This is a genomic window from Paenibacillus lactis (assembly GCF_017873605.1).
Taxonomy (GTDB): domain Bacteria; phylum Bacillota; class Bacilli; order Paenibacillales; family Paenibacillaceae; genus Paenibacillus_AQ; species Paenibacillus_AQ lactis.
Genome location: NZ_JAGGKI010000006.1, coordinates 226194 through 248218 on the forward strand (window position 1 = coordinate 226194; position 22025 = coordinate 248218).

Annotated in this window: 20 protein-coding genes; 19 read left to right on the forward strand and 1 reads right to left on the reverse strand. The window is 49.4% G+C overall.

Going from position 1 to position 22025, the window contains the following annotated elements; all coding sequences use genetic code 11:
• Positions 1–71: 71 nt before the first annotated feature.
• Positions 72–887: an AraC family transcriptional regulator gene (locus J2Z18_RS13885; protein ID WP_007128155.1), complete on the reverse strand. Its 816-nt coding sequence runs from the start codon at positions 885–887 to the stop codon at positions 72–74.
• Positions 888–1059: 172 nt separating this feature from the next.
• On the opposite strand from J2Z18_RS13885, the gene J2Z18_RS13890 reads away from it, so the two are divergent.
• From J2Z18_RS13890 to J2Z18_RS13980, 19 genes are all read left to right on the forward strand, one after another.
• The gene (locus J2Z18_RS13890) at positions 1060–1542 is read left to right on the forward strand and encodes an SRPBCC family protein (protein ID WP_007128154.1); all 483 of its coding nucleotides are present in this window, start codon (positions 1060–1062) and stop codon (positions 1540–1542) included.
• Positions 1543–1565: 23 nt separating this feature from the next.
• On the forward strand, positions 1566–1922 hold the full coding sequence (locus tag J2Z18_RS13895) for a hypothetical protein (protein ID WP_232239373.1): 357 nt from the start codon (positions 1566–1568) through the stop codon (positions 1920–1922).
• Positions 1923–2455: 533 nt separating this feature from the next.
• Positions 2456–3910 (forward strand): Msr family ABC-F type ribosomal protection protein, encoded by a 1455-nt coding sequence (locus J2Z18_RS13900; RefSeq protein ID WP_007128151.1) that lies wholly within the window; start codon positions 2456–2458, stop codon positions 3908–3910.
• A 620-nt stretch (positions 3911–4530) separates the two neighbouring features.
• Positions 4531–6438, forward strand: coding sequence for a threonine--tRNA ligase (thrS, locus tag J2Z18_RS13905; protein WP_007128150.1), 1908 nt, complete (start codon positions 4531–4533; stop codon positions 6436–6438).
• A gap of 181 nt (positions 6439–6619) precedes the next feature.
• Positions 6620–7396 (forward strand): NAD-dependent epimerase/dehydratase family protein, encoded by a 777-nt coding sequence (locus tag J2Z18_RS13910; protein WP_007128149.1) that lies wholly within the window; start codon positions 6620–6622, stop codon positions 7394–7396.
• 118 nt (positions 7397–7514) lie between these two features.
• Positions 7515–8318, forward strand: a complete 804-nt coding sequence (locus tag J2Z18_RS13915) for an undecaprenyl-diphosphate phosphatase (protein WP_007128148.1) — start codon at positions 7515–7517, stop codon at positions 8316–8318.
• 192 nt (positions 8319–8510) lie between these two features.
• Positions 8511–9854 carry an FAD-dependent oxidoreductase gene (locus J2Z18_RS13920; RefSeq protein ID WP_007128147.1) on the forward strand — a complete coding sequence of 448 codons (1344 nt, stop codon included), beginning with the start codon at positions 8511–8513 and terminating at the stop codon, positions 9852–9854.
• A gap of 234 nt (positions 9855–10088) precedes the next feature.
• The gene (locus J2Z18_RS13925; RefSeq protein WP_007128146.1) at positions 10089–10667 is read left to right on the forward strand and encodes a sigma-70 family RNA polymerase sigma factor; all 579 of its coding nucleotides are present in this window, start codon (positions 10089–10091) and stop codon (positions 10665–10667) included.
• Positions 10657–11634, forward strand: coding sequence for a hypothetical protein (locus J2Z18_RS13930; protein WP_210094828.1), 978 nt, complete (start codon positions 10657–10659; stop codon positions 11632–11634). Before J2Z18_RS13925 ends, J2Z18_RS13930 begins: the two co-directional genes overlap by 11 nt.
• A gap of 1012 nt (positions 11635–12646) precedes the next feature.
• Positions 12647–13009: a hypothetical protein gene (locus tag J2Z18_RS13935; protein ID WP_007128143.1), complete on the forward strand. Its 363-nt coding sequence runs from the start codon at positions 12647–12649 to the stop codon at positions 13007–13009.
• A 16-nt stretch (positions 13010–13025) separates the two neighbouring features.
• Positions 13026–13661, forward strand: a complete 636-nt coding sequence (locus tag J2Z18_RS13940) for a hypothetical protein (RefSeq protein WP_007128142.1) — start codon at positions 13026–13028, stop codon at positions 13659–13661.
• Between the two features lie 483 nt (positions 13662–14144).
• On the forward strand, positions 14145–15125 hold the full coding sequence (locus J2Z18_RS13945) for an aldo/keto reductase (RefSeq protein ID WP_007128141.1): 981 nt from the start codon (positions 14145–14147) through the stop codon (positions 15123–15125).
• Positions 15126–15181: 56 nt separating this feature from the next.
• Entirely contained in the window at positions 15182–16522 is a 1341-nt protein-coding gene (locus J2Z18_RS13950; RefSeq protein WP_210094829.1) for an LLM class flavin-dependent oxidoreductase, read from the forward strand.
• Between the two features lie 5 nt (positions 16523–16527).
• A complete protein-coding gene (locus tag J2Z18_RS13955; protein WP_007128139.1) occupies positions 16528–17304 on the forward strand; it encodes an ABC transporter permease in 777 nt (258 codons plus the stop codon).
• A 40-nt stretch (positions 17305–17344) separates the two neighbouring features.
• Positions 17345–18361, forward strand: coding sequence for an ABC transporter substrate-binding protein (locus J2Z18_RS13960; RefSeq protein ID WP_210094830.1), 1017 nt, complete (start codon positions 17345–17347; stop codon positions 18359–18361).
• Between the two features lie 22 nt (positions 18362–18383).
• On the forward strand, positions 18384–19157 hold the full coding sequence (locus J2Z18_RS13965) for an ABC transporter ATP-binding protein (protein ID WP_007128137.1): 774 nt from the start codon (positions 18384–18386) through the stop codon (positions 19155–19157).
• A 40-nt stretch (positions 19158–19197) separates the two neighbouring features.
• On the forward strand, positions 19198–20049 hold the full coding sequence (locus J2Z18_RS13970; RefSeq protein ID WP_007128136.1) for a sulfurtransferase: 852 nt from the start codon (positions 19198–19200) through the stop codon (positions 20047–20049).
• A gap of 436 nt (positions 20050–20485) precedes the next feature.
• A complete protein-coding gene (locus tag J2Z18_RS13975) occupies positions 20486–20896 on the forward strand; it encodes a DoxX family protein (RefSeq protein ID WP_007128135.1) in 411 nt (136 codons plus the stop codon).
• Between the two features lie 217 nt (positions 20897–21113).
• A complete protein-coding gene (locus J2Z18_RS13980) occupies positions 21114–21965 on the forward strand; it encodes a stalk domain-containing protein (protein ID WP_245255991.1) in 852 nt (283 codons plus the stop codon).
• The last annotated feature ends 60 nt before the right edge of the window (positions 21966–22025 follow it).

The following is a 22025-nucleotide window of genomic DNA, read 5'->3' on the forward strand; positions in this document are numbered from 1 at the left end:
CTCGTCAAGGCACCCTCGATTTTTTTCGATTGTACAATTCGTGCGCAAGGCGGTCTTGTAAAAAATTGCGGTCAGGTTGTAGCTGCCCTTATATATTGAAGCGGAGTCGTGCCGACACAGCCTGAAAAAGTTCTCGTAAAATGGCTTTGATCGTAGAATCCGGCATCAAAAGCGACGTCGGCAATCGGCCGGCCGCTTAACAGCTCCCGCTTGGCATAATTGATGCGCAGTAAATTTTGATAGGCATGGGGAGCAAGGTGAAATGTCGCATTAAACAGACGAATCAGATGAAATTTGCTGATACCCGAGATCTCTTGGAGTGTATCCAGCGTAATGCGCTCTTTGAAATGAAGATCGAGATATGACTTGACCTGCAGAACGGCGGGGGCTGCACGTTCCATGTCCGAGACGGGGGTTGAGGGCTGCAATATGACCTTCGTTAAATGCATTAATTCCAGAAGCATCGACTCAATCTCTAAGGGCGAGGCATCCTCGTGAAGCAGCGATCTGCAAGCAAGGATCAATTGGCGGCATTGGCTCCCCCGAGCCCCTTGGAGAAGAACCGGGAAATGGGGACGGCGGATCGGAAGATCGCAAGGAACATCGGCAAACCATTCGGGATGAATAAATATCATCGTATATTTCCAAATGGAGGGATTCTCCGGATGACAGGCATGAGGGACCAGCGGGGGAAAACAGACGACCTGTCCCGCTGAAGCCTGGAACTGCTGTCCTTCTGACCAGACGCGTGTGGTTCCCTCCTCAACCAAACCGATGGAGAGCTCCTCATGAAAATGTTTTTTGTACGACAAATGATCTAGGGAATCGCAGTGCTTAAGCTCCAGGAACGGCAAATCGGGGTTACGAACAAAGGTAATTCCGGACAATGAAGTGTTCTCCTTTCCTAATCGAAAATTATATGAAGGACCATGGCAGGTATGAAATAGCTGCATATGGAGCTATAATTCTATTAAATTAAGGAAAGCGCAGTTTATCCTTAATGTCAATGGAGTCATTCTAAAAGTTTGAGATCGTCGATAACGGGAAGGAGGTTATATAATGTTGGCTGTGGTAGAGCAAGACGAGTTTGGAACAAGGGTCCGATTCGAACGCACATTGAAGCATTCCGTGGAGAACGTTTGGTCTTACCTGACGGATAACGAAAAATTGACAAGGTGGTTTTCTGAACTCAAGGTGGAAGACTTGCGTTTGGGCGGAACCATTACTTTTGATATGCAGGACGGAACATTCGAGGTATTTGAGATTACCGATTACAAAGAGCTGTCCGTTCTGGAATATACGTGGGGTGAGGACCGGGTCCGCTTCGAATTGCATCCGGAAAGAGGCGGCTGCCGGTTGGTGCTGACAGAGCGAATCACGAGCATCACGGACCATACGCCTAAGGACATTGCCGGATGGGATGTATGCCTGGATGTCATCGAGGCGCTGCTTGATGAAAGAACGATGGAATCCCGCAAAGATGCGTGGGCGGTTAAATATGAATTGTATAAAAAAGAGTTTGAGAAGCTTGGCGGACATTGATAAGGAGTACATGAACATTGGAAATGATGGAGCTTCGAATTCCGGCAGGTTTTGCCGTTTGCTACAATAAGTTCTATGATGTTGAACCTGAGCCCGATGCAGATGGATTTATCAAGAACTGGCACTATTTCACCGAGGATCTGCTGCAAATCATTCAGATGAGGCTGGAGAAAGGTGAATGGATCGTGCCCAAAAGCGGGCAGGAGAGATTGATTATCGACTTAGGTTGGTCACCGGATTCGAGTGCCAGCGGAGAATATCTGTTGGTGGTCGTAAATGATAACTGGGATACATTAAAGGAAATGCGGTCTAGAAATCGCTTTGAGATTAAAGAAACGCTTGAACATTGGCTGGAATTGATTAGGGCGGAGGCGATTTGAAGGTGATTCCAGCGGGGAAGAGAATGCGTTCTTGCAGTTAAACCGTTAGGGTTAGATCATGCGGACATGTAAACTAACTGTATATCAGGAAGCGTATCAATTGACGGTTGAAGCCGATGATGTTAAGATACGGCTATTAAAGAAGAGGAGGATTGCGATCAATGGTTCACTCCATGCGTTTATGGTAAGTATGCGATAAAGAAGCGGATTTCCACTCGTGTGGGCTTTTTTTGAGCTGCTTATTTTTACGTATGAGGACATTGATTGCGACCTGGACGGCATATTTGCTGTGCCTTATTTCGCTCTGTTCTGGCACGTAACCCATGCAGATTCAAGCCCACACGTGGACTTGAATCTGCATTTTTTATTGCTCTCCTGCTGGCAATGTAACGTCAAAGTCATTGATATGAAAAGGAGGCATGAGGATGCATAGGATACACTGGTTCTTCTTTATATAATCCTCTCTTTGCAAATCGCAGGTCCAACCTGCGAACGAAACGACGGAAACTGCGATTTTCGAAGGAGGTATTTAAATGTTGTTGATAAAAGCAACGGATCTTTATGTGGAATATCTGGGACGCACTGTGCTCGATATCGACCATTTGGAGTTATATGAGTTTGATCGAATCGGTCTGGTTGGTGCCAACGGAGCTGGAAAAAGTACACTGCTCAAAGCGTTGCTAGGCAAAATGCCTGTACAGCACGGCAAGATTGCAAGGGAAGGAACGTTTACCTATCTCCCCCAATTGGATGAGGTAGTCGTCCAAGATGTGCAGGATTACGCCATCGTTGGCAGATTAGGCATCAACCAAGTGCAAGCCGAGACCATGAGCGGCGGGGAAGAAACACGACTAAAAATTGCACAGGCACTGTCGGGCGAAGCGCACGGCATATTTGCCGACGAGCCGACATCTCATCTGGATCGCGGCGGCATCGACTTCCTCGTTAACCAGCTTAAACATTATTCCGGAGCTCTGCTCATCATCAGTCACGATCGTTATTTCCTGGACCAGGTTGTCGATAAGGTCTGGGAGCTGAGAGACGGAAAGATCACCGAATATTGGGGAGGATATACCGATTACTTGGTTCAGAAGGAAGAGGAACGACAAAGCCAAGTAACCCGATATAAACAATACGTGGCAGAGCGGGAGCGACTGGAGCAGGTTATCATCGAGAAGAAAAATCAGGCTCGGAAGCTTGATTCAAAGGGAACGAACAGCAAAATCAGATCGGAAAGCGGCGGACGCCTCGGCCATCAAAAGTCCCAAGGGAGCAAACAAAAAAAGCTCCATAACGCAGTCAAAAATACGGAACGGAGAATCAAAGCGCTTGGCGAAGTTACCGCCCCCGAGGCCATGCGAAATGTCCAGTTCCGACAGAGCAAAGCGCTGGAGCTCCACAATCCATTTCCGATTGCAGGGCAGGATATCTGCAAACGATTCGGAGATAAGGTGATCTTCGACAATATGTCCTTCCAATTCCCGCTTGGAGGAAAAATTGCAATCACGGGCGCAAATGGAGCAGGAAAAACGACGTTGTTCAACATGATCCGCAATCGGGAGAGCGGTATTGCATTATCGCCCAAGGCGGAAATCGGCTGCTTTGTCCAAACCGGTTACAAGTTCGATCGGAATCAGAACGTCATGGCATTCATGCAGGAAAACTGTGAATACCCGGTTTCGGACATTCGAGCGGTACTCGCGTCCATGGGGTTCACGCAGCAGGATGTTCGCAAAGAGCTGTCAGTATTAAGCGGGGGCGAAATCATCAAGCTCCAGCTGGCCAAATTGCTGCTTGGGCGCTATAACATCCTGCTTATGGATGAACCAAGCAATTTTCTGGACGTTCCAGCCGTGGAAGCGCTTGAGACGATGATGCGAAATTACACAGGCACCATCCTATTTATATCCCACGATGTTCGCCTGCTCGAAGGCGTCGCCGATCAGGTGTATGAAGTGAAGGATGGCGGGCTTGTTCGATTGGAGTAACTTCCAGCTTGACGCCGGCAAATATTTCAAGTACCATGTAAAAACATAAAAGCTGTAATCAAGGACATGAATCCTTAACCAAGGGCCGTTCAGAGAAAGAGGACATGGGCTGAAATCCTCTTCGGCACCCCTAAGGATTTACCACCTTGTAGCTGCGATGTTGAAATCAAGGATGATCCTTGAGTGTAAACTTCGCCGGGTGTTCCCGTTACAGAATCCAATGAGGATTCGCTTTATAAGCGGGTCGAATTAGGGTGGAACCACGAGCGCACTCGTCCCTTTGCGGGATCAGTGCGCTTTTTTGCGTGAGATTGAAAACGAAAGAAAGAATAGCGATGACCAAGGACATGAATCCTTAACCAAGGGCCGTTCAGAGAAAGAGGACATGGGCTGAAATCCTCTTCGGCACCCCTAAGGATTTACCACCTTGCAGCTGCGATATGGAAATCAAGGTTTATCCTTGAGAGTATACTTCGCCGGGTATTCCCGTTACAGGATCCAATGAGGATTCGCGATTACGGCGGGTCAAATTTAGGGTGGAACCACGAGCGCGCTCGTCCCTTGCGGACAAGTGCGCCTTTTTGCGTTCAAAAATATCGATATGGAGTGGAGGATTTCTCATGAAATTGAAAGTAATGCTGCCCGATGGGGATATACGGGAATATGATCGGGGCACGACAATTGAACAAGTCGCAAAGTCCATTGGTGCAAGCTTGATGAAACATGCGGTAGCGGGAAAAATCAATGGCGCACCGGTCGATTTAAACCGGACGTTGGAGGAGGACTGTCAGGTCGAAATCATTACGCTTGACAGTAAGGATGGACTCGAAATCCTCAGACACAGCACGGCACACGTAATGGCGCAGGCCATCAAACGCATATACGGAAATCAAGCAGTCAACCTGGGAATAGGACCTGTCATCGACGATGGCTTTTACTACGACATCGACCTCGGAAAAGCATTAACAACCGACGACCTTTCTTCCATCGAGAAGGAAATGGAGCGGATCGTGCAAGAGAATCTTCCCATTGTTCGTCGAGTTGTCAGTCGTGAAGAAGCGGTACAGATTTTCAGCGAGGATCCGTTAAAGCTGGAGCTGATTCATGGTCTGCCCAAGGATGCGGTTATTTCGATTTATGATCAGGGCGAGTTTTTCGACCTTTGCCGCGGACCGCATTTGCCGTCTACAGGACGAATCAAAGCATTTAAATTAATGAGCGTTGCCGGAGCATATTGGCGTGGGGATTCAAACAATCCAATGCTTCAGCGGATTTACGGAACGGCGTTTCCCAAAAAGGCTCAGCTGGATGAACATTTGCAAATGCTCGAAGAAGCCAGGAAGCGCGATCACCGGAAGCTGGGCAAAGAGCTCGGATTGTTTATGTTTTCCGAAGAAGCGCCCGGCATGCCTTTTTATTTGCCTAAGGGAATGATTATCCGTAATGAACTTGAACATTTCTCGCGTGAAGAACAGAGGAAGCAGGATTACGAAGAAGTCCGCACTCCGTTCATGATGAACCAGAAGCTGTGGGAGCAATCCGGCCACTGGGATCATTACCATGAAAACATGTACTTTACCGAGGTCGACGAAACAAAATTTGCGCTGAAGCCCATGAATTGTCCTGGACATATGCTGATTTTTAAAAACAGCCTGCATTCCTATCGAGAGCTTCCGATTCGAATATCCGAATTCGGCCAAGTACACCGTCACGAGTTTTCGGGTGCCTTGAACGGGATGATGCGAGTTCGCACATTCTGTCAGGATGATGCGCACATCTTCGTCAGACCCGATCAGATCGAGGATGAAATCGGCCGAGTTATCGGGTTGATCGACCGGATTTATCAGGTGTTTGGTTTTGAATACACAATCGAGCTGTCGACCCGGCCTGAACAATCAATGGGCTCCGAGGAATTGTGGAACCAGGCAGAATCGGCGCTTCGAAACGTCTTGGATCGCATGGGGATCGTTTACCGATTGAATGAAGGGGATGGCGCATTTTACGGGCCCAAAATTGATTTTCACATTCTTGATGCCTTAAAACGAAGCTGGCAGTGCGGAACGATCCAGCTTGATTTTCAAATGCCGGAGAAATTTGATCTTTCGTACATCGGGGAAGATAACCGGAAATATCGGCCGGTAGTGATTCATCGCGCGATCTACGGCTCGGTCGACCGGTTTGTCGGCATTTTGACAGAGCATTATAGCGGCGCGTTTCCGCTCTGGCTCGCCCCGGTTCAGGTCAAACTCTTGCCGGTATCGGATCACCAACTCAATTATGCCCTTCAAGTAAAGGAAGCGCTGAGGGATGCGGGGATTCGGGCAGAAGTGGATGGGCGCAACGAAAAATTAGGCTATAAAATCAGGGAAGCACAGCTGCAGAAGGTTCCTTTCACGCTCGTACTTGGAGAAAACGAAGTTGCCTCCGGAGCCGTCGCTGTGAGGAAACGCGGCGAAGGAGACCTTGGCGTTAAGCAAGTGGAGGATTTCATGGATCAAATTTTGAACGAGATCCGCGAGAAAAAGTGATAGCGATGGTTCGGTAATGGTTCTGCTTAGTCCACTCTCATCATCCCGGACGGCTTTTCGTCTAGCGAAATGGTACGGAATCAACAGCTCCCGAAATTTCCGTATACATCCTTTTCCAAGCGGGTAATAACTAACAGGACAGCAATCAGGTGAGGATGAAGCGAGAGAGGGGTTAGAGGAGATGAAACGCAAACTGTTAATCACGGGTGCGGCAGGTACTATCGGAAGCGTCGTATTCAAGGGACTGCAGCAAGACAATCGGTATGACGTTGTCGGAGCTGATATACATGCGGACGAGAAGCTGGGCATTGTACAAATGGACATCGGTGACGAAGCCCGGCTGGCAGAGCTAACGCAGGGGATTGACACGGTGATTCATTTTGCCTGGATCAAGGACGACGGGGATTTTCTCGGCAAGGTCCTGGCGGGGAATGTGAGCGGTGCCTACAAATTATTCGAGGCGGCGGTACAAAACGGCGTGCGTCGTATGATATTTGCCAGCTCCAATCACGCAACCGGATATTACAGGACTGACGAGAAGGTTGGTCCCCATGATCCATACCGTCCGGATAGCTTTTATGGTCTCAGCAAATGTTATATTGAATTGCTGGGCAGGCTTTACTCGGATCAAGGCAAGATCTCCTCGTTCAATATTCGTATTGGCAACTTTCCTGGGGATGATCGTCCTCATTCTGAGCGTGCGGGTCATATCTGGATATCCGAGCGTGATATGCTTCAATTGATCGTTTGTTGTATTGAAGCAGATGACGGGCTGAAATATTTGAATCTGTACGGTACCTCAGCCAACAGTGATAACTACTACAACATCGATTATCTGGAGGAACTGATCGGATACAAACCTGAGGATGATGCGACAAAGCTGCTTGAGCTGGCCAAGGCAACAGGACGGAACGTGCGTCAGGATGAAACGATCTATCAGGGTGGACAGCAAGCGTAAATGAGCTATGTGACAATGTTGTCACTCGAAATGGAATTTTGTTATATGAATCGATGGGAAACGTTGGATGTCCCCCTTATACTGGAAATGTTAGATTTCCGAAGGGGGATATCCATTAATGAGTGATGTAGTTAAAGCAATCATACTCGGCATTATAGAGGGCTTAACCGAATTTTTACCGGTATCGTCTACTGGACATCTGATTTTAGCTGGCAGCTTGCTAAACTTTGAGGGAGACGCTGCCACAACTTTTAAAATCGTTATACAGCTGGGTGCGGTCATGGCCGTTCTCATCCTATATTGGAAGAGATATTTGGCGATTGGGACTAATCTGATTCGAATGGATTTTTCTCGTAGTCGAGGACTAAATGTCATACATATGATTTTGGCAATGTTACCTGCACTAATCGTATATCTCCTGCTCAAGGACACGATAAAAAGCCATTTGTTCGGCCCAACCCCTGTCTTGATCGGTTTAGTGGCCGGAGCCGTGTTGATGATCATTGCTGCACGGAGCAGGAGAACCGAAACCGCCGATACGATGGATCGGATAAATTATAAACAAGCCTTCGGGATCGGCCTGTTTCAGTGTTTGGCATTGTGGCCGGGATTCTCGAGATCGGGCTCGACGATTTCAGGCGGTCTTTTGCTTGGCACCAGCCAGAAAGCCGCCGCAGATTTTACGTTCCTCATTTCCGTGCCGGTTATGTTTGGCGCAACCTTACTGGATTTATACGATAGTCGGGATTTGCTAAGCTCAGACGATTTGGTCCTGATGTTGATTGGCTTTGTGACATCCTTTCTTGTGGCAATGATTGCAGTCGTGACATTTATCAAATTGATTAAACGGCTTCGTTTGGAATGGTTTGCTCTATACCGTTTCGTCTTGGCAGCGCTCTTCTATTTTATCATCATACTTTGAGCGGGATTGTTCCGCTCTTTCTTTTTTTATTTAAAATATCCGGTTACAGATAGGATTGAAGACCAATGTATCGAATAAGAAGAATAAGCAACATCAAGGGATCAATTCATCGATGGACTAACAGTAGGAAGAGAAAAGAATCGTTAGCCCATCAGGCTCGTCACAAGTTGTACAAGAGAGGTTGGGATCAGGTTGCAACAGAGTGAACGCTTTGACGTCGCAGTTCTCGGAGGAGGACCGGCCGGCATCGCTGCAGCAATCAGCGCGGCCCGGAACGGAGCGCGAACGATTCTTATCGAACGTTACGGCTTTCTTGGGGGAATGTCTACCGTGGCATTGGTTTACCCTTGGATGACGTTTCACACGGCTGTCGGAGAACAGGTCATTAAGGGCGTCGCACAAGAAATAGTGGACCGATTGATGCTGCTCGGCGCATCTCCGGGACATTTGCGGGATACGGTCGGTTTTGTATATTCGTTAACCCCATATCATCCGGAAGTGTATAAAGTACTGGCCTTTGACATGCTGCAAGAAGCCGGAGCGCACTTGCTGCTGCATTCATTTGTTACGGATGTTGAAGTACAAGACCAGCGCATTACGGAGGTAACCGTTCAGAATAAAAGCGGTCGCAGGCGAATCGCAGCCAAAGTATTCGTTGACGCGACGGGCGATGGAGATGTTGCCTTTGCCGCCGGTGCGGCTTGGGAGCAGGGGAATCAGAACCGGAAAGTGCAGCCGATGACAATGAAATTTCGCATGCGCGGCGTTAATCTCGATGCCGTGAAGGCATACATGCAGCGCAATCCGGAACAATTTTATGAAAAGTCATTAATCGCCGAACTTGATCAGCTCCCGCTGACAGGTGTGATGGGATTCTACAAAGAATGGGAAGAGGCGGGATTGCCGATTCCTAGGGATGGCGTGCTATTCTTTACCGGACCGGGTCCGGATGAAGTGTTGATTAACGTATCGCGCGTCTCGGGATTGGATCCGACGGATGCGGAACATCTTACTTCTGCAGAGATTGAAGGCAGGAAACAGGTGCTCCTGCTCGAACGGTTTTTCCGGGAACATATCGCGGGGTTTGAGAACGCCGTTATCAGCGCAGTCGGCACTCAGATCGGCATCAGGGAGACAAGACGAATCCTTGGCGAATATGTGCTGAACGGCATGGATGTGTTGGATGGGCGGCGGTTCCCTGATGTCATTGCGAGAAGCGGATATCCGATCGATATCCACAACCCGGAAGGGACGGGCGTTACGGCTAACTTCATCCGTGAAGGCGGTGCGTATGACATTCCTTACCGCAGCATCGTTCCACGAGATGTGGATAATCTGCTGCTTGCCGGGCGTTGTATTTCGACTACGCATGAAGCGCAAGCAACGACGCGTCTGACCCCTAGCTGCATGGCCATAGGCGAAGCGGCGGGCGCGGCGGCGGCTCTGGCGGCTCGTATCGATTGCCGCACTGCGGATGTGCCCATTGATCGCTTGCAGGCGGCACTTCTTGCGGGCGAAGCGGAACTGGGGCTTTGACGCTAGTCAGATATATAGCGATAAACCAATGATGACCCTAACTTCATATTTTCGATGAAACGCAGCAGGAGTGCTGCGTTTTTTCGTAGGGTAAGAGCAGGCTTACCCGATGCTGCAATTTCGAACAAAAGGGGTGGCATGCCCTCTATCAAAAATTTTTGTAACATCAAATTTGAACCTTATTGGGCGATGGAGCCAATATCAAGTGTAAGTCTTACAATGGAGGCCGGCCCTATGAATGAAATGGATATTAAACCTTGGCTCATCCGGATGAGCCAGGGAGATGAAGAAGCGTTCCGGGCAGTTTATGATTTAACGCGCGATCAGGCATACGGATTAATCTACTACTTGGCTCCCAACAAACAAGAGGTTCCGGACATTATGAGCGAGGTATATATCGAGCTGATCAAGAGTCTGGACAATTATGAGCAGGGGCAGAAATTCAGTTCTTGGTTCAACGGCTTGATTATCAGGCAAGTTCGTAACTGGAAGCGAAAAAGTTGGCGAAGGAGTCGTATGCTGGAAAGGGTGAAGGGAGTATTTTCCGAACCGCCTCCTTTGGCGTTGGAAGATCGAGTATCCCACCTGAGTGATCGGTTGGAGCTGATTCCAATGCTCGAAGCGCTGCCTTTGAAGCTTAAAGAGGTTGTCGTCCTCAGGTATTATCAGGATTTGACGCTTGAAGAAATCGCCGACTTGGTGAAGGTTCCGATAGGGACGGTAAAATCAAGGCACCATCATGCCCTGAAGCGCCTGCGCCATATGTATGGTCAGCGCGACCACAGAAAGGAGCGGGACGGCTATGTCTATTGAGCAGCAATTGAAAGATGATTTTCAACAAAATGATAAAAACGTCGTGTGTCCTCCTTCCATAGATATCCGAGTAATGAACGCATACGGGGAGCGAATGCGGGAGGAGATTGGAGTGCAATCGATGGGAAGAAGACGGAGATGGCCAAAGGCAGTAATGGTCATGTTACTGATTGCGGTCGTCAGCGGCTTTGCTTATGCGGGTCGAACGCTGCTCTTTGAGGAGACGAAAGGCAATATGACGATGTCTGCCGAAACGCTGGAGGAGTTAAAGTTAAGCAAGGCTCAACTCGAGCGGATCAGCAAGGCCCGAAATGAGGTGAAGACCCAGTTGAACCCGGGAGAATCGGCCGTTATCTATTTAACCGATTTGGGCAACGTCAGGAGCTTGCCGTTCATTCCGGTCTCGCAACCGGATGTGAACGAGGACCTGGATGTCTGGCGGAAGGCATTAATGGACCGTCATTTTGATAGGATGCCTCCGGAATCCTTGCTTGGAACGTACAGGTTCGCGGGAGGAATGGAGCTTTCTCCCTTCGGCGCTTATGTGGGCTCCGAAACGGATAGTGCAGCTTTACTGGAAGAGTTAAAGGCCGAAAGTGAGGAGACAGGAAAGGACCTTATATGGAGAAAAACTTCCGTACCAGCCTCATTTCCGTTGTTAACGTACACCACCGTGTATCGCAATGCAGATCAAGAGACGCTATATTTGATCATGGAAAATGCACCCGATTCCAAAGTGAAAATACAGTCGTTAGCCCCGCCTTCAGCTGAATATGAAGAGCTGGACCTAAATGGACACGGGGCTCATTATTTTAAAAACGATGCCTATGTATATACCGATAGTCATTTCTACCAAGAAATCAGCTGGATGATTGAACAAGACGGCGAGTCGATCATCTATCGCTTAGGCAGCGACTCGCCTGCTATGACGAAAGAGCAGTTGATGGAGGCTGCGAAAAATCTGTAGGCTGATGCAGGCGAGGTTAATTGAATCTACTGTTTCCGGGAGATTCAGCCCGGAGCCATGCAAGATACAATGAATACATCCATGTATTATTTGGGCGCAGGGTTACTTCCCTGCGCCTTAGACAGTTTAAGCAGCATTATTCTTCAATTAAGAGGGATTCTCACTTCTGCGGCGCTTGTACCGAAATATCCGCGGACTGCCATCCTGCATTCGCACAGACCAGGGCAGTGGCACCTGTGTATGCTGGTTCTAGACAGATGGAGGGTCATCTCAAACGTCCACATGCTTAAAAGTGAACGAAAGGTGTGATCAGGGTTGGGTACAACAAAGAAGGAGGACAGTAAGAGCTGCGAACGATCAGGTATTCGCATAAAAAGGAAACGAAGTAAAGCGCAGCTTACCAGGGTCGTCGACGTCCTTAACACCATTAATACGCAGCTCACCGGCATCAACTCGAACTTGAACAATAATATTAACAGCCTAACATCGGTAATCAGCAACACGGACAACAACTTGAATGCTAGCCTGATTAATTCTTTGAACACATTAAACGCCAGTTTGAACAATACCATCGAGACGAACACAAACACTATAATTAGCAATATGAATAACGGGGATAACGTTACATGTACGGTTCAACAATTCAACAACTCAACAAACTTTGACGTTCCTTGCGGCACAAGTACAACCTATTTTGAAAATCTATCGGCGTCCGCACCGGAAACCGTCATTATCTTTTTCCAAAGCTTCCAGCCAAACACCAATCCCTGCCAGCCTGTGTTAGTAGTCGTAACAAGTGAGGGCAGCGTGCTTGAAGAACCCATATCGCAAACGTTTAGTAGCATACGAGTTGATAACTTCTCTAGCATATCGGTTCGCTGCGAATCCAGCGTACCTCCTCCCGCCGGTGCAGCTTGTAACGGTTTTGTTGGTATAAATGAGTTTTTCTGTGTCTGTTGCTAAGGATCAAGAAAGTGGTATTCAGTATCGATAATTGAGAGGAGGATATTCGTTGAACGATATACAACGAGAATTTCTGTTGGACCGTCTATCGAGACTGAAGATGCCGTATGTCGAGGAGCTGCTGAGAAACGGTGCGGAACCAATCGTGATTCTGGATGCATTCGAATCATTCATTCTCGAGAGAAGCGAGGAGTACCAACGGTTCTTGCAGCAAAATACGACACAGTTCCTTTCACAGCAAATATTAAGCATCATGAAGGACAGATTTATTCAAGAGGGGATCCACAAAGATCACCAGTTTCGAATGGTTTATTTCATGTTAAAAGTGGTAGGAGAAGACTGGGATTGCGGTTGCGGAAGCACTGAGTCACCAGCGAAGGGAGCGATGATTCGCGGTGAGAACACTAACTAAATGCAGGAAGGTTAACTTGAAAGCACGTCGAAAGAACGACATCAATCAAGTTGTTCGTTTGCTCAACACGATTAATGGTCAACTGATCGGCATTAATACGACGATGAACAATGATCTGAATAACCTCAGCAGTGTAATCAGCAACGACAACAGCAACTTGAACGCTAATGTGGTGAATGCAATCAGCTCATTAAACGCGAGCCTAAGCAATCGAGTTACAACTTCGACGAACACTGTGATTAGTAATATGAACAATCGAAGCCAATCGAATTGCACAGTTCAACAATTTAATCAATCTCAAGGCTTCTCAATACCTTGCGGAACAAGCAGTACGATCATTCAGCAGCGTGCTTCTACTCCACCAGAGAGAGTATTCATCATTGCAAGTTCGAGCCAATTGGTTACCGCTCCTTGTCAAGCTATACTGGCTGTAACTTTGCAGGATGGGACGATTATCGAAAGGGAATTGCCTCCAAGGCGCCCTCCTAGTTTTTTTCAAGAAGTGATCTTCTTGGAGTTAGATAATTACGCTAGTGTATCGATTAGATGTGAATCGTCGGTCCAACCACCACCAGTCGGGGCAGTTTGCAATGGTTTTGTGGAGGTTAGAGAGTTCGTTTGTATCTGCTGTTCCGATAATGAGGGTGCATGATAATCAGCCATGAGGACTGCTCTTATGGGAGAACGGTTTTGGAAGGCCGGTTTCATAACTGCTTTTATTAGATTCTCGAGTTGGTTAGTCAAGACAACGTGCAACCGGTGGCAAGCTAACCGATAAGCGAGGTAGGCGAGTTTTGGTATGCCAGTTACACGGCAAATGGTCCCTGCATAAATCGGACTTCCGTTGGACTAGGTTTTCAAGAAAGTGCTCCAATAAGAAATCAATTGACGAAGAAATTAGACGGTGCTATAATCCTACTTAACTTATCGGATATATCTATAATTATAGACTTGTTTCACCTACCAAACCATTGGAAGTGAAAGGTTAGCCTGTAAGGGTGGATGATTTTTATATCAATAGGATGGATGCGTATTCTACCGGACAACCGGAGATGCATCCTTGGATCATGCGTGTGATCTGAGGTGTGTCTTCCGGTTGTTTTTTTATTCGATTCAATATGAGGGGGCAGCAAGTATGCAGTACAGAACACTCGGCAGAACGGGGATTCGGGTCTCCGAGGTGAGCCTCGGGACCATGGCGTTCGGCCGCTGGATCGATGAGCGGGCTTCAGCCGCCGTCTTGGACCAGGCGCTTGAGTCTGGCATCAATCTGATTGATACGGCTGATGTGTACGGCACGGGGATGGATACCGGGAATGTCAACCAGCTTGGAGAATCGGAAGAAATTTTGGGCAGGCTGCTGAAGGAGCGAAGACGGGATATTCTCCTTGCTACCAAGCTGCATAACCCGGTCGGACCCGGCATCAATGACCAAGGCCAAAGCCGCTACCATATTTTTCGCGCCTTGGAGAACAGCCTTACCCGGCTTCAAACAGATTATATCGACTTGTATCAGGTCCATCGATTTGATGAGATCACCCCGCTGGACGAGACGCTTGAGGCGCTTACGGATCTTGTTCGAGAAGGCAAAATCCGCTACATCGGCTGCTCGAATTATGCGGCTTGGCAGCTTGCCAAGGCCCATGGCATCAGTGCGCTCCATGGACTTCGCAGATTCGAGAGCGTGCAGCCGGAATACAGCCTTATTACGAGGGAGATTGAACGCGAGCTGATTCCTTACGCCCAATCCGAGCAAGTCGGGGTTATCGTATACAGCCCGCTCGGACGCGGCATATTGTCCGGGAAGTATCGGACGGGCCAAGCTCCTCCGACGGACTCGCGCCTTGCGGCGGGTGAGCAGAGATTGAAATTGCTGCTGAACCAGCGGCACTCGCTCGCCATCGTGGAAGGGATCCGGCCGTTAGCCGAACAGCGGGGATGGTCGCTTCCCCAGTTCGCTCTGAACTGGGTGCTCAGCCGCCCGGGCATCACGTCGGCCATTGTCGGTGCATCGAAACCCGAGCATATTTCAGAGGCGTTGAAGCATTCCGATGAACGGCTGACAGAGGAAGAGTTAAAGGAGGTCGACCGGTTGACAGAGGAGCTTCGGGGCTAAAAAGGAATACGTCCAAAAGGATATCAACCATTACAGATCAGGAAGGTGACATCATTATGAGTTCTAATCAACGTCAATTGCATCTTGGATTGTTTCTATTCGGGACAGGCTATCATCCCGCGGGCTGGAGGCTGCCCGAAGGGAAAACCGACGGCGCTTACGATCCCCAATTCCTGAAGGAGGTTGCCCAAAAGCTCGAGAAGGCCAAGTTCGATTTCTTTTTCCTGGGGGACAGACTGGCCACGAGCGCTGATATGCAGTACTTGTTTCCTTCGCAAATGACCCGGCTCGAGCCATTCACCATGCTGTCCTATCTGGCGGCGGCAACGGATAAAATCGGTTTGATCGGCACCGTGAACACCACCTATGCCGAGCCTTATAACATCGCGCGGTTTACCGCCTCGCTGGATCATTTAAGCCGGGGCAGAGCTTCATGGAATGTCGTGACAGGCTCCGATACCCGGGCTGCGCTGAATTTCAGCCGGGAGAAGCATTGGGATAACGCCAAGCGCTACGATTATGCGGAGGAGTTTATCGAAACCGTCAGCGGGCTATGGGACACCTGGGAGGACGATGCACTCCCGCGGGACAAGGCTAGCGGCGTATTCGCCGACGGCAGCAAGGTGCACGAGCTGAACCATGTCGGAGAACACTTTTCCGTTGCGGGGCCGCTGAACATTCAGCGTCCGATACAGGGACAGCTGCCGCTGATCACGGCTGGAACCTCATTACGCAGTCAAATGCTGGCCGCCAAATATTCCGACATGGTCTTTACAGGAACGAATGTGAAGGAAGTCGCCGTAACATTTTACAAGGAAGTGAAGGGGCGTTTGCGGGAGTATGGGAGGAAGGATTCGGATTTGAAGGTCCTTCCCGGCTTAGTTCCGATCGTCGGCCGAACGGAAGAAGAGGCCCGTGCTAAATATGCGGAATTGAATGAACTGGTCGTTACGGATTACGATTTGGGGCCGTTGTCCGATAAGATCGGAATCGACCTCAGGGGATACTCGCTGGACGATCCGCTGCCGGATGTATCCGCTTCGGAAACCGCGCTGCAGTGGGCTGACTTGGCCAGAGCGGCTAACGGGCGAGAGGATATTACGGTCCGGGATCTGTTCTATTTCTTCACCGTAACGGTACGCGGGCATCTGCTCGTGGTCGGAAGCGCGCAGCAGGTTGCGGATATTATCGAGGAATGGTTCAGGGATGAAGCCGCCGACGGGTTCAATGTATGTCCTCCTTATATGCCGGGCGGTCTGGACCTGTTCCTGGAACTGGTTGTACCCGAGCTTCAGCGCCGGGGCTTGTTCCGTACCGAGTATGAAGGCAGCACCTTCCGAGAGCATCTGGGATTAAGCCGCCCGCGGAACCGTTTTGAACGGATTGTCAAGGGGTGAGCCTGATGAAAGCAAGGAAAGCCAAGAATAAGAAGATGATCTGGGCGGGACAAACCGGCTTGCTGCTGGTCATATTGGGGATCTGCGAGCTTCTGGTTCGTACGGAGACCATCAGCAGCTTGTATTTGCCTGCACCTTCCCAGGTATTTCGAGAGCTGTTCAAGCTGTTCGGCGACGGGGAAATCTGGAGGCATCTGTACGTTACATTGGCCGAGTTCGCTGTAGGCTACGGCTTAGCCGCCTTTGGCGGTTTGGCCGTCGGCATGGCTCTGGTGCTGATCCCTTGGGCAGAGCAATTCTTCCGACCGTATCTCTCGGCATTGATGGCAATTCCGAAGGTCACGATCGTGCCTTTGCTTGCGCTTTGGCTCGGGATCGGGATCACGCATAAAATTTCCATTGTGTTCCTGTTCTGTTTCTTTACGATTACGGTCAATACGATGACCGGGATCAAGCAGACGGCGGATAATCATCTGAAGGTCGCCAAAGTATTTGAGGCTACGCGTTACCAAACGATCATGAAGGTGATTTTGCCATCTGCCGCACCCACGATTTTTGCCGGTCTTCGATTATCGGCGGCAACCGGATTAGTCGGAGCCCTGTTTGGGGAGATGCTCGCCTCGAAGGATGGCCTTGGCAACATACTTGTGAAGGCCACGTCGCTGTACAATACGGCCCAGGCTTTTGCTATCGTAGCGCTCGTTACCGTCGTGTCCGTACTCATCATTGCATTGATCGATTGGTTGGAACGCAGCGTGTTTTTGAAATGGAAATCGTCATAGATCATCAAAAATGTGCTTACTTACAGGGGGAGAGGTCCACATGTTCAGAAGAGGATTACGTTCATACATAATTGCGTTTGCAGTGATATGGCTGATCGCCATGACGGCAGGCTGCGCAAGCGGTCCAAACAGCGGAAATGGAGCGGCTGCGTCCGGTGGGGATGGAGAAAGCGCGGCAGGCAGCAAGCTCGAGAAGATCCGCTACGCACCGCTTAGCGGCGTCAGCGGATTAGCGGTGTCCTTCGGGGCCGAAAAGGGTTTCTTTGAAGAGGAAGGACTCGATGTCGAGTTTATCTCTACCAAGGATCCGATTGCAGGCTTGACCAGCAAGGACATTGACGTGGTGGACGTTGCTACAACGACGGCGATTGTAGCTGCAGGCAAAGGCGCACCTGTCAAAATCGTCTCCTCCATGTTTCGGACCAAAGGACCGTTCTACCTGATCGCCTCGCCGGAGAACCAGAACGTGGAAGACCTGAAGGGCAAGAAGGTGGGGATTGCCGTGTTTGGCAGCGGGCTGGAGGTGTATACGCAGTTTATCCTGAAGGAACACGGATTGACGCCAAACGATGTGACCTTCATTGCCAACAGCACGCATCAGGCCGCTTACGCGAGTTTGGAGACCGGACAGGTCGACGCAACCATCATCCATGAGCCGTTCGCGTCCCTGGCGGAGAAGCAGGGAAAAGGTCATATCATCGCAACAGGCTGGGACTATCTGCCGACCTTCCACACCGGGGTGCTGGCAGCACGCGACGGCATTTTGGAAGAAAAGCCGGAGTTGGTTGAGAAACTGCTGCGGGCCTACTTCAAATCGCAGGAATATGCTAAAAGCCATCCGGACGAGTATAAGGCTTACTATCTGAAAAATATCGAGATCGATCCCGAGGTGCTGGATCTGGCGCTAAAGCGTGAAGAGGTGCTGTGGGAGAACAATCCGGACGTTGACATCAACGCGCTGAACGACACCCAGCAAATTCAGAAGGATTTGGGCTTCCAGGACGAGATTTACGAGCTGGAGGACATTCTAGATTTGAGGTTTATTCCGAAAAAATAAAGTTATGGCAGGAGGCTTGCATATGGCCGGCTTTACGGTGGAGAATGTCTCGAAGGTGTATGACGGCGATCTTCCTACGGTATCGCTACAACATATCAACCTGGAGGTTAGGGACGGCGAATTCCTGTGCATCCTTGGTCCGAGCGGCTGCGGGAAGAGCACGCTGCTGGAGCTGCTGGCGGGTTTGCAGCTTCCGACGGAAGGCGAAATTCGACTGGATGGCGCGAAGGTACAGGGCCCCTCGCGGAGCTCAGGCGTTGTATTCCAGGATGCATCCCTGTACCCATGGCGGACGATATCGCAGAACGTGGGTCTCGGCCTGGAGCTGGGCGGCATGAGAAAGGCGGAGCGGCAGGCGCTTGTAGACAAATACCTGAGCATGGTCGGCCTGCAGGGATTCGGTTCGAAATACCCTCATCATCTATCCGGAGGCATGCGGCAGCGTGCAGGGATCGCAAGGGCGCTCGTGAGCAGTCCGAACATCCTCTTGATGGACGAGCCTTTCGGGGCAGTGGATCATCTTACCCGCCTACAGCTTCAGAATGACCTGCTCCGCATATGGCAAGAGGAGAGGAAGACGGTTGTATTTGTTACGCATGACGTATCCGAAGCCGTCTTTCTTGCGGACAGGGTTGTCTTGTTGTCCCCGCGTCCAGGTCGCATTCATCATATTTTTGACGTTTCCCAAGAGCGTCCGCGGAAGCGGGAGGATGCCCGCCTTCTAAAGATTCAGAACGACATCTATTCCGCGATTTATGACGTGAAGACGGAAGCAGATTTGGAATTTACGATTTAAACGGCAACATTAGCTTGAATTTAGAAGGGATGAGGAGCTTGTGTCAAATGTCGTGAGTAAAGAATGGGTGCTCGAGCAGCTGCGATCCGATCCGCGTGGAGTGATCGTTGCGGATGTACGCTTTCGTCCGGATGATACGGGTTACGGTTTCGAAGCCTATCAGCGCGAGCATCTGCCCGGTGCCGTATTCGTTGATTTGAAAAAGGATTTAATGGATCCTCCAAGGGAGCACGGCGGCCGGAGTCCGCTTCCGCCACCGGAGGAGCTGGCCCGGCGACTCGGGAAGCTTGGGATCGATGCGGATACGCCTGTCGTTGTCTATGACGATGACCTTCGACCTGAAGCTGCGAGGCTATGGTGGGTTTTGAAATACCTGGGCCACGAATCGGCATATATTTTGGATGGAGGGTTCGCAGGCTGGAAGTCGGCCGGATATCCGCTTACACCGGCGATTAGCCATTCAGCCCCGCGTGTTTTCCGCGCAAATGTACGGAAGGATTGGCTGGCTGACGTGGACGAGGTGAGAGCAAAGATTGGTGCAGGCGGTATAACCCTGCTCGATTCAAGGGACTGGAAACAGTACACGGGAGAAACGGCGCCGCTGGACCCGGTGGCCGGCCATATCCCGGGGGCGGTGCACGCTTTCTGGAAGGACGGGGTCGACGAGGATGGGACCATGAAGGGGGCTGAGCTGCAAAAGGAGCGTTTTGCCGCGATACCTCCCGAGCATGAAGTGATCGTGTATTGCGGCTCGGGACTTTCGGCTTGTCCCAATGTCCTGGCTTTGCAGGAAGCCGGATACCGTAAGGTAAAATTGTATGCAGGCAGTTGGAGCGACTGGATTAGTTATGAGGAGAATGAGATTGCCGTAGGAGCAGCTGCAGAGGGCTGAATATGCCTGATATAAGATATGTCTCGCAGCTTTCCTATTCCTAGAGGTAAAGTTATCGATGATACATTTTAATTGAAGTTTTAAGCGCATTAGAATGAGCATTAGGATGGCAATGCATTGAGGAGCCGATGGCCAGTTTAGCAACTGCAACCGTAGCTTCATTTGACTAGTACATATAGCCCTAGTACCACGTTGAGCGCAGGATAAAATCCTGCGCTCATTCTTTTTTGGGTTACCTACAAGGACTTGACTAGCCTTATCTCCCGGACCGACCTTCCCGTCCCATTCGGTGCTTAAAAAGGGCGTTGACACGACACCAAAAGGTGACCTATAATCAAACAGACACCAAATGGTGTCTTAATAAGAGCAATCCATTTGAGCTGACTGGATTCTTGAGTATGTTAAGTTGAACCACATGATATGGAGGAGGAAACAGATGAACACGGTGATTGGTAAGAAAACAAACGCAAGGAGCATGACCAAAAGAAATAAAATGATCTATTGGATTGCTACCGCTTGGCTTGCACTAGGAATGCTTTCAGCGGGGATTGTTCAACTCATGAAAATGGATGCCGAAGTGGAGATGATGAAGCATTTAGGCTACCCTTCCTATTTTCTCATTATCCTTGGCGTTTCTAAAATTTTGGGCGTGATTGCAATTTTAATCCCTAAATTTCCTCTGCTTAAAGAATGGGCTTACGCCGGTTTTTTCTTTACAATGTCAGGAGCCATCATTTCACATATTGGATTAGGCGATTCATTTGGCGAGATCTATCAGTCGTTATTGCTTTTCATCCTAACCGGTGTCTCCTGGTATTTCAGACCTGAGGATCGAAAGGCCAAATAGGCATCTGAGGTTCCCGGACTTACATAAGCGAAAACGCAAGCGCATAACCCGAACAACAACCCAATGGCTTCGATGGTGTTTTTTGTCCCGTTATATTTTCGTCCAAAAGTCATTCTTCTGTATGATGGCTTTTGATATGCAAGTAACTTTTATGAACCTAAAAGCGTTTCTATTATAGCCATAAAAAATACAATTAGTGGGAGAGATCACTGTGAAGATGAAGCACTGGAAACTTGCAGCTGCCGCTATATTTCTTATCTCCGTGCTTTTGCCTATGGGAGCTCAAGAATCTCATGCAGCCTCCAAGTACGTTGTGCTGGAGCTGCAATGGGAAGATGGTCGTACCTCGCGTATAAAGACGCTTAAGAAGGACGGAGTGACTTACGGAAGCTTTTACTCGTTGGGTAACATGGCACGTCTGCATTCGGGGATGGAACAAGACAATACGGTGGTGCTCAAGTCGGATCAGAAACGCATTGCTATACGTATGGGAAGCAGCATTGCTGAAGTCGATGGTCGTAAAGTGGATATGGGCAGAGAACCTGTACGGTATATGAGTCACCTTTATGTACCGATTCGGTTCCTCGCGGCAGCTTTGGATGGGGAAGTGACCAATCGGGACGCCAAGACGGGAAAAGTAACCGTGACGGGCCTCAATAATTACACGGATATCTTCTATGGCGGCGGCAAGATGGGATACAGCTATACGATTCGGGCAGCAAAAGGAGATCTGGAAATTACGAATGCGTACACGAATCAAAAAACTACAATTCCGCTAGGCATGAAAGACATTAATGCGAATACGCATAATCTTACCCAAAACTTCAATTGGACTCCTAAGGGTCTGCTTATTGTAACGATTGAATACACGAATCGAGAGACCAAAGAATATGATCTGTATACGCTAATATTTAAAAATCAAGGATTGATTCGTAAATCCATTGCCCATGGATTAATGGAGAGGCATGAAACCTTAAAGCCGGACGGTACCATTCAACTCATTGATGATCACAATATCCGTATGATCGAAGATGAGAGCGGCAATGTGCTGAACGTGTTTGCCCGATAAACGGTACAGCGAACTTGTGTAAGGTAAGTCGAAGGTACCAGAGTTTCTCGATTGTTTAAC

Bases quoted from the DNA above. Each gene is read 5' to 3' on its own strand.
- J2Z18_RS13890 (WP_007128154.1), top strand. From the start codon at position 1,060: ATGTTGGCTGTGGTAGAGCAAGACGAGTTTGGAACAAGGGTCCGATTC.
- J2Z18_RS13895 (WP_232239373.1), top strand. From the start codon at position 1,566: ATGATGGAGCTTCGAATTCCGGCAGGTTTTGCCGTTTGCTACAATAAG.
- J2Z18_RS13900 (WP_007128151.1), top strand. From the start codon at position 2,456: ATGTTGTTGATAAAAGCAACGGATCTTTATGTGGAATATCTGGGACGC.
- thrS (WP_007128150.1), top strand. From the start codon at position 4,531: ATGAAATTGAAAGTAATGCTGCCCGATGGGGATATACGGGAATATGAT.
- J2Z18_RS13910 (WP_007128149.1), top strand. From the start codon at position 6,620: ATGAAACGCAAACTGTTAATCACGGGTGCGGCAGGTACTATCGGAAGC.
- J2Z18_RS13915 (WP_007128148.1), top strand. From the start codon at position 7,515: ATGAGTGATGTAGTTAAAGCAATCATACTCGGCATTATAGAGGGCTTA.
- J2Z18_RS13925 (WP_007128146.1), top strand. From the start codon at position 10,089: ATGAATGAAATGGATATTAAACCTTGGCTCATCCGGATGAGCCAGGGA.
- J2Z18_RS13930 (WP_210094828.1), top strand. From the start codon at position 10,657: ATGTCTATTGAGCAGCAATTGAAAGATGATTTTCAACAAAATGATAAA.
- J2Z18_RS13945 (WP_007128141.1), top strand. From the start codon at position 14,145: ATGCAGTACAGAACACTCGGCAGAACGGGGATTCGGGTCTCCGAGGTG.
- J2Z18_RS13950 (WP_210094829.1), top strand. From the start codon at position 15,182: ATGAGTTCTAATCAACGTCAATTGCATCTTGGATTGTTTCTATTCGGG.
- J2Z18_RS13955 (WP_007128139.1), top strand. From the start codon at position 16,528: ATGAAAGCAAGGAAAGCCAAGAATAAGAAGATGATCTGGGCGGGACAA.
- J2Z18_RS13960 (WP_210094830.1), top strand. From the start codon at position 17,345: ATGTTCAGAAGAGGATTACGTTCATACATAATTGCGTTTGCAGTGATA.
- J2Z18_RS13965 (WP_007128137.1), top strand. From the start codon at position 18,384: ATGGCCGGCTTTACGGTGGAGAATGTCTCGAAGGTGTATGACGGCGAT.
- J2Z18_RS13975 (WP_007128135.1), top strand. From the start codon at position 20,486: ATGAACACGGTGATTGGTAAGAAAACAAACGCAAGGAGCATGACCAAA.
- J2Z18_RS13980 (WP_245255991.1), top strand. From the start codon at position 21,114: ATGAAGCACTGGAAACTTGCAGCTGCCGCTATATTTCTTATCTCCGTG.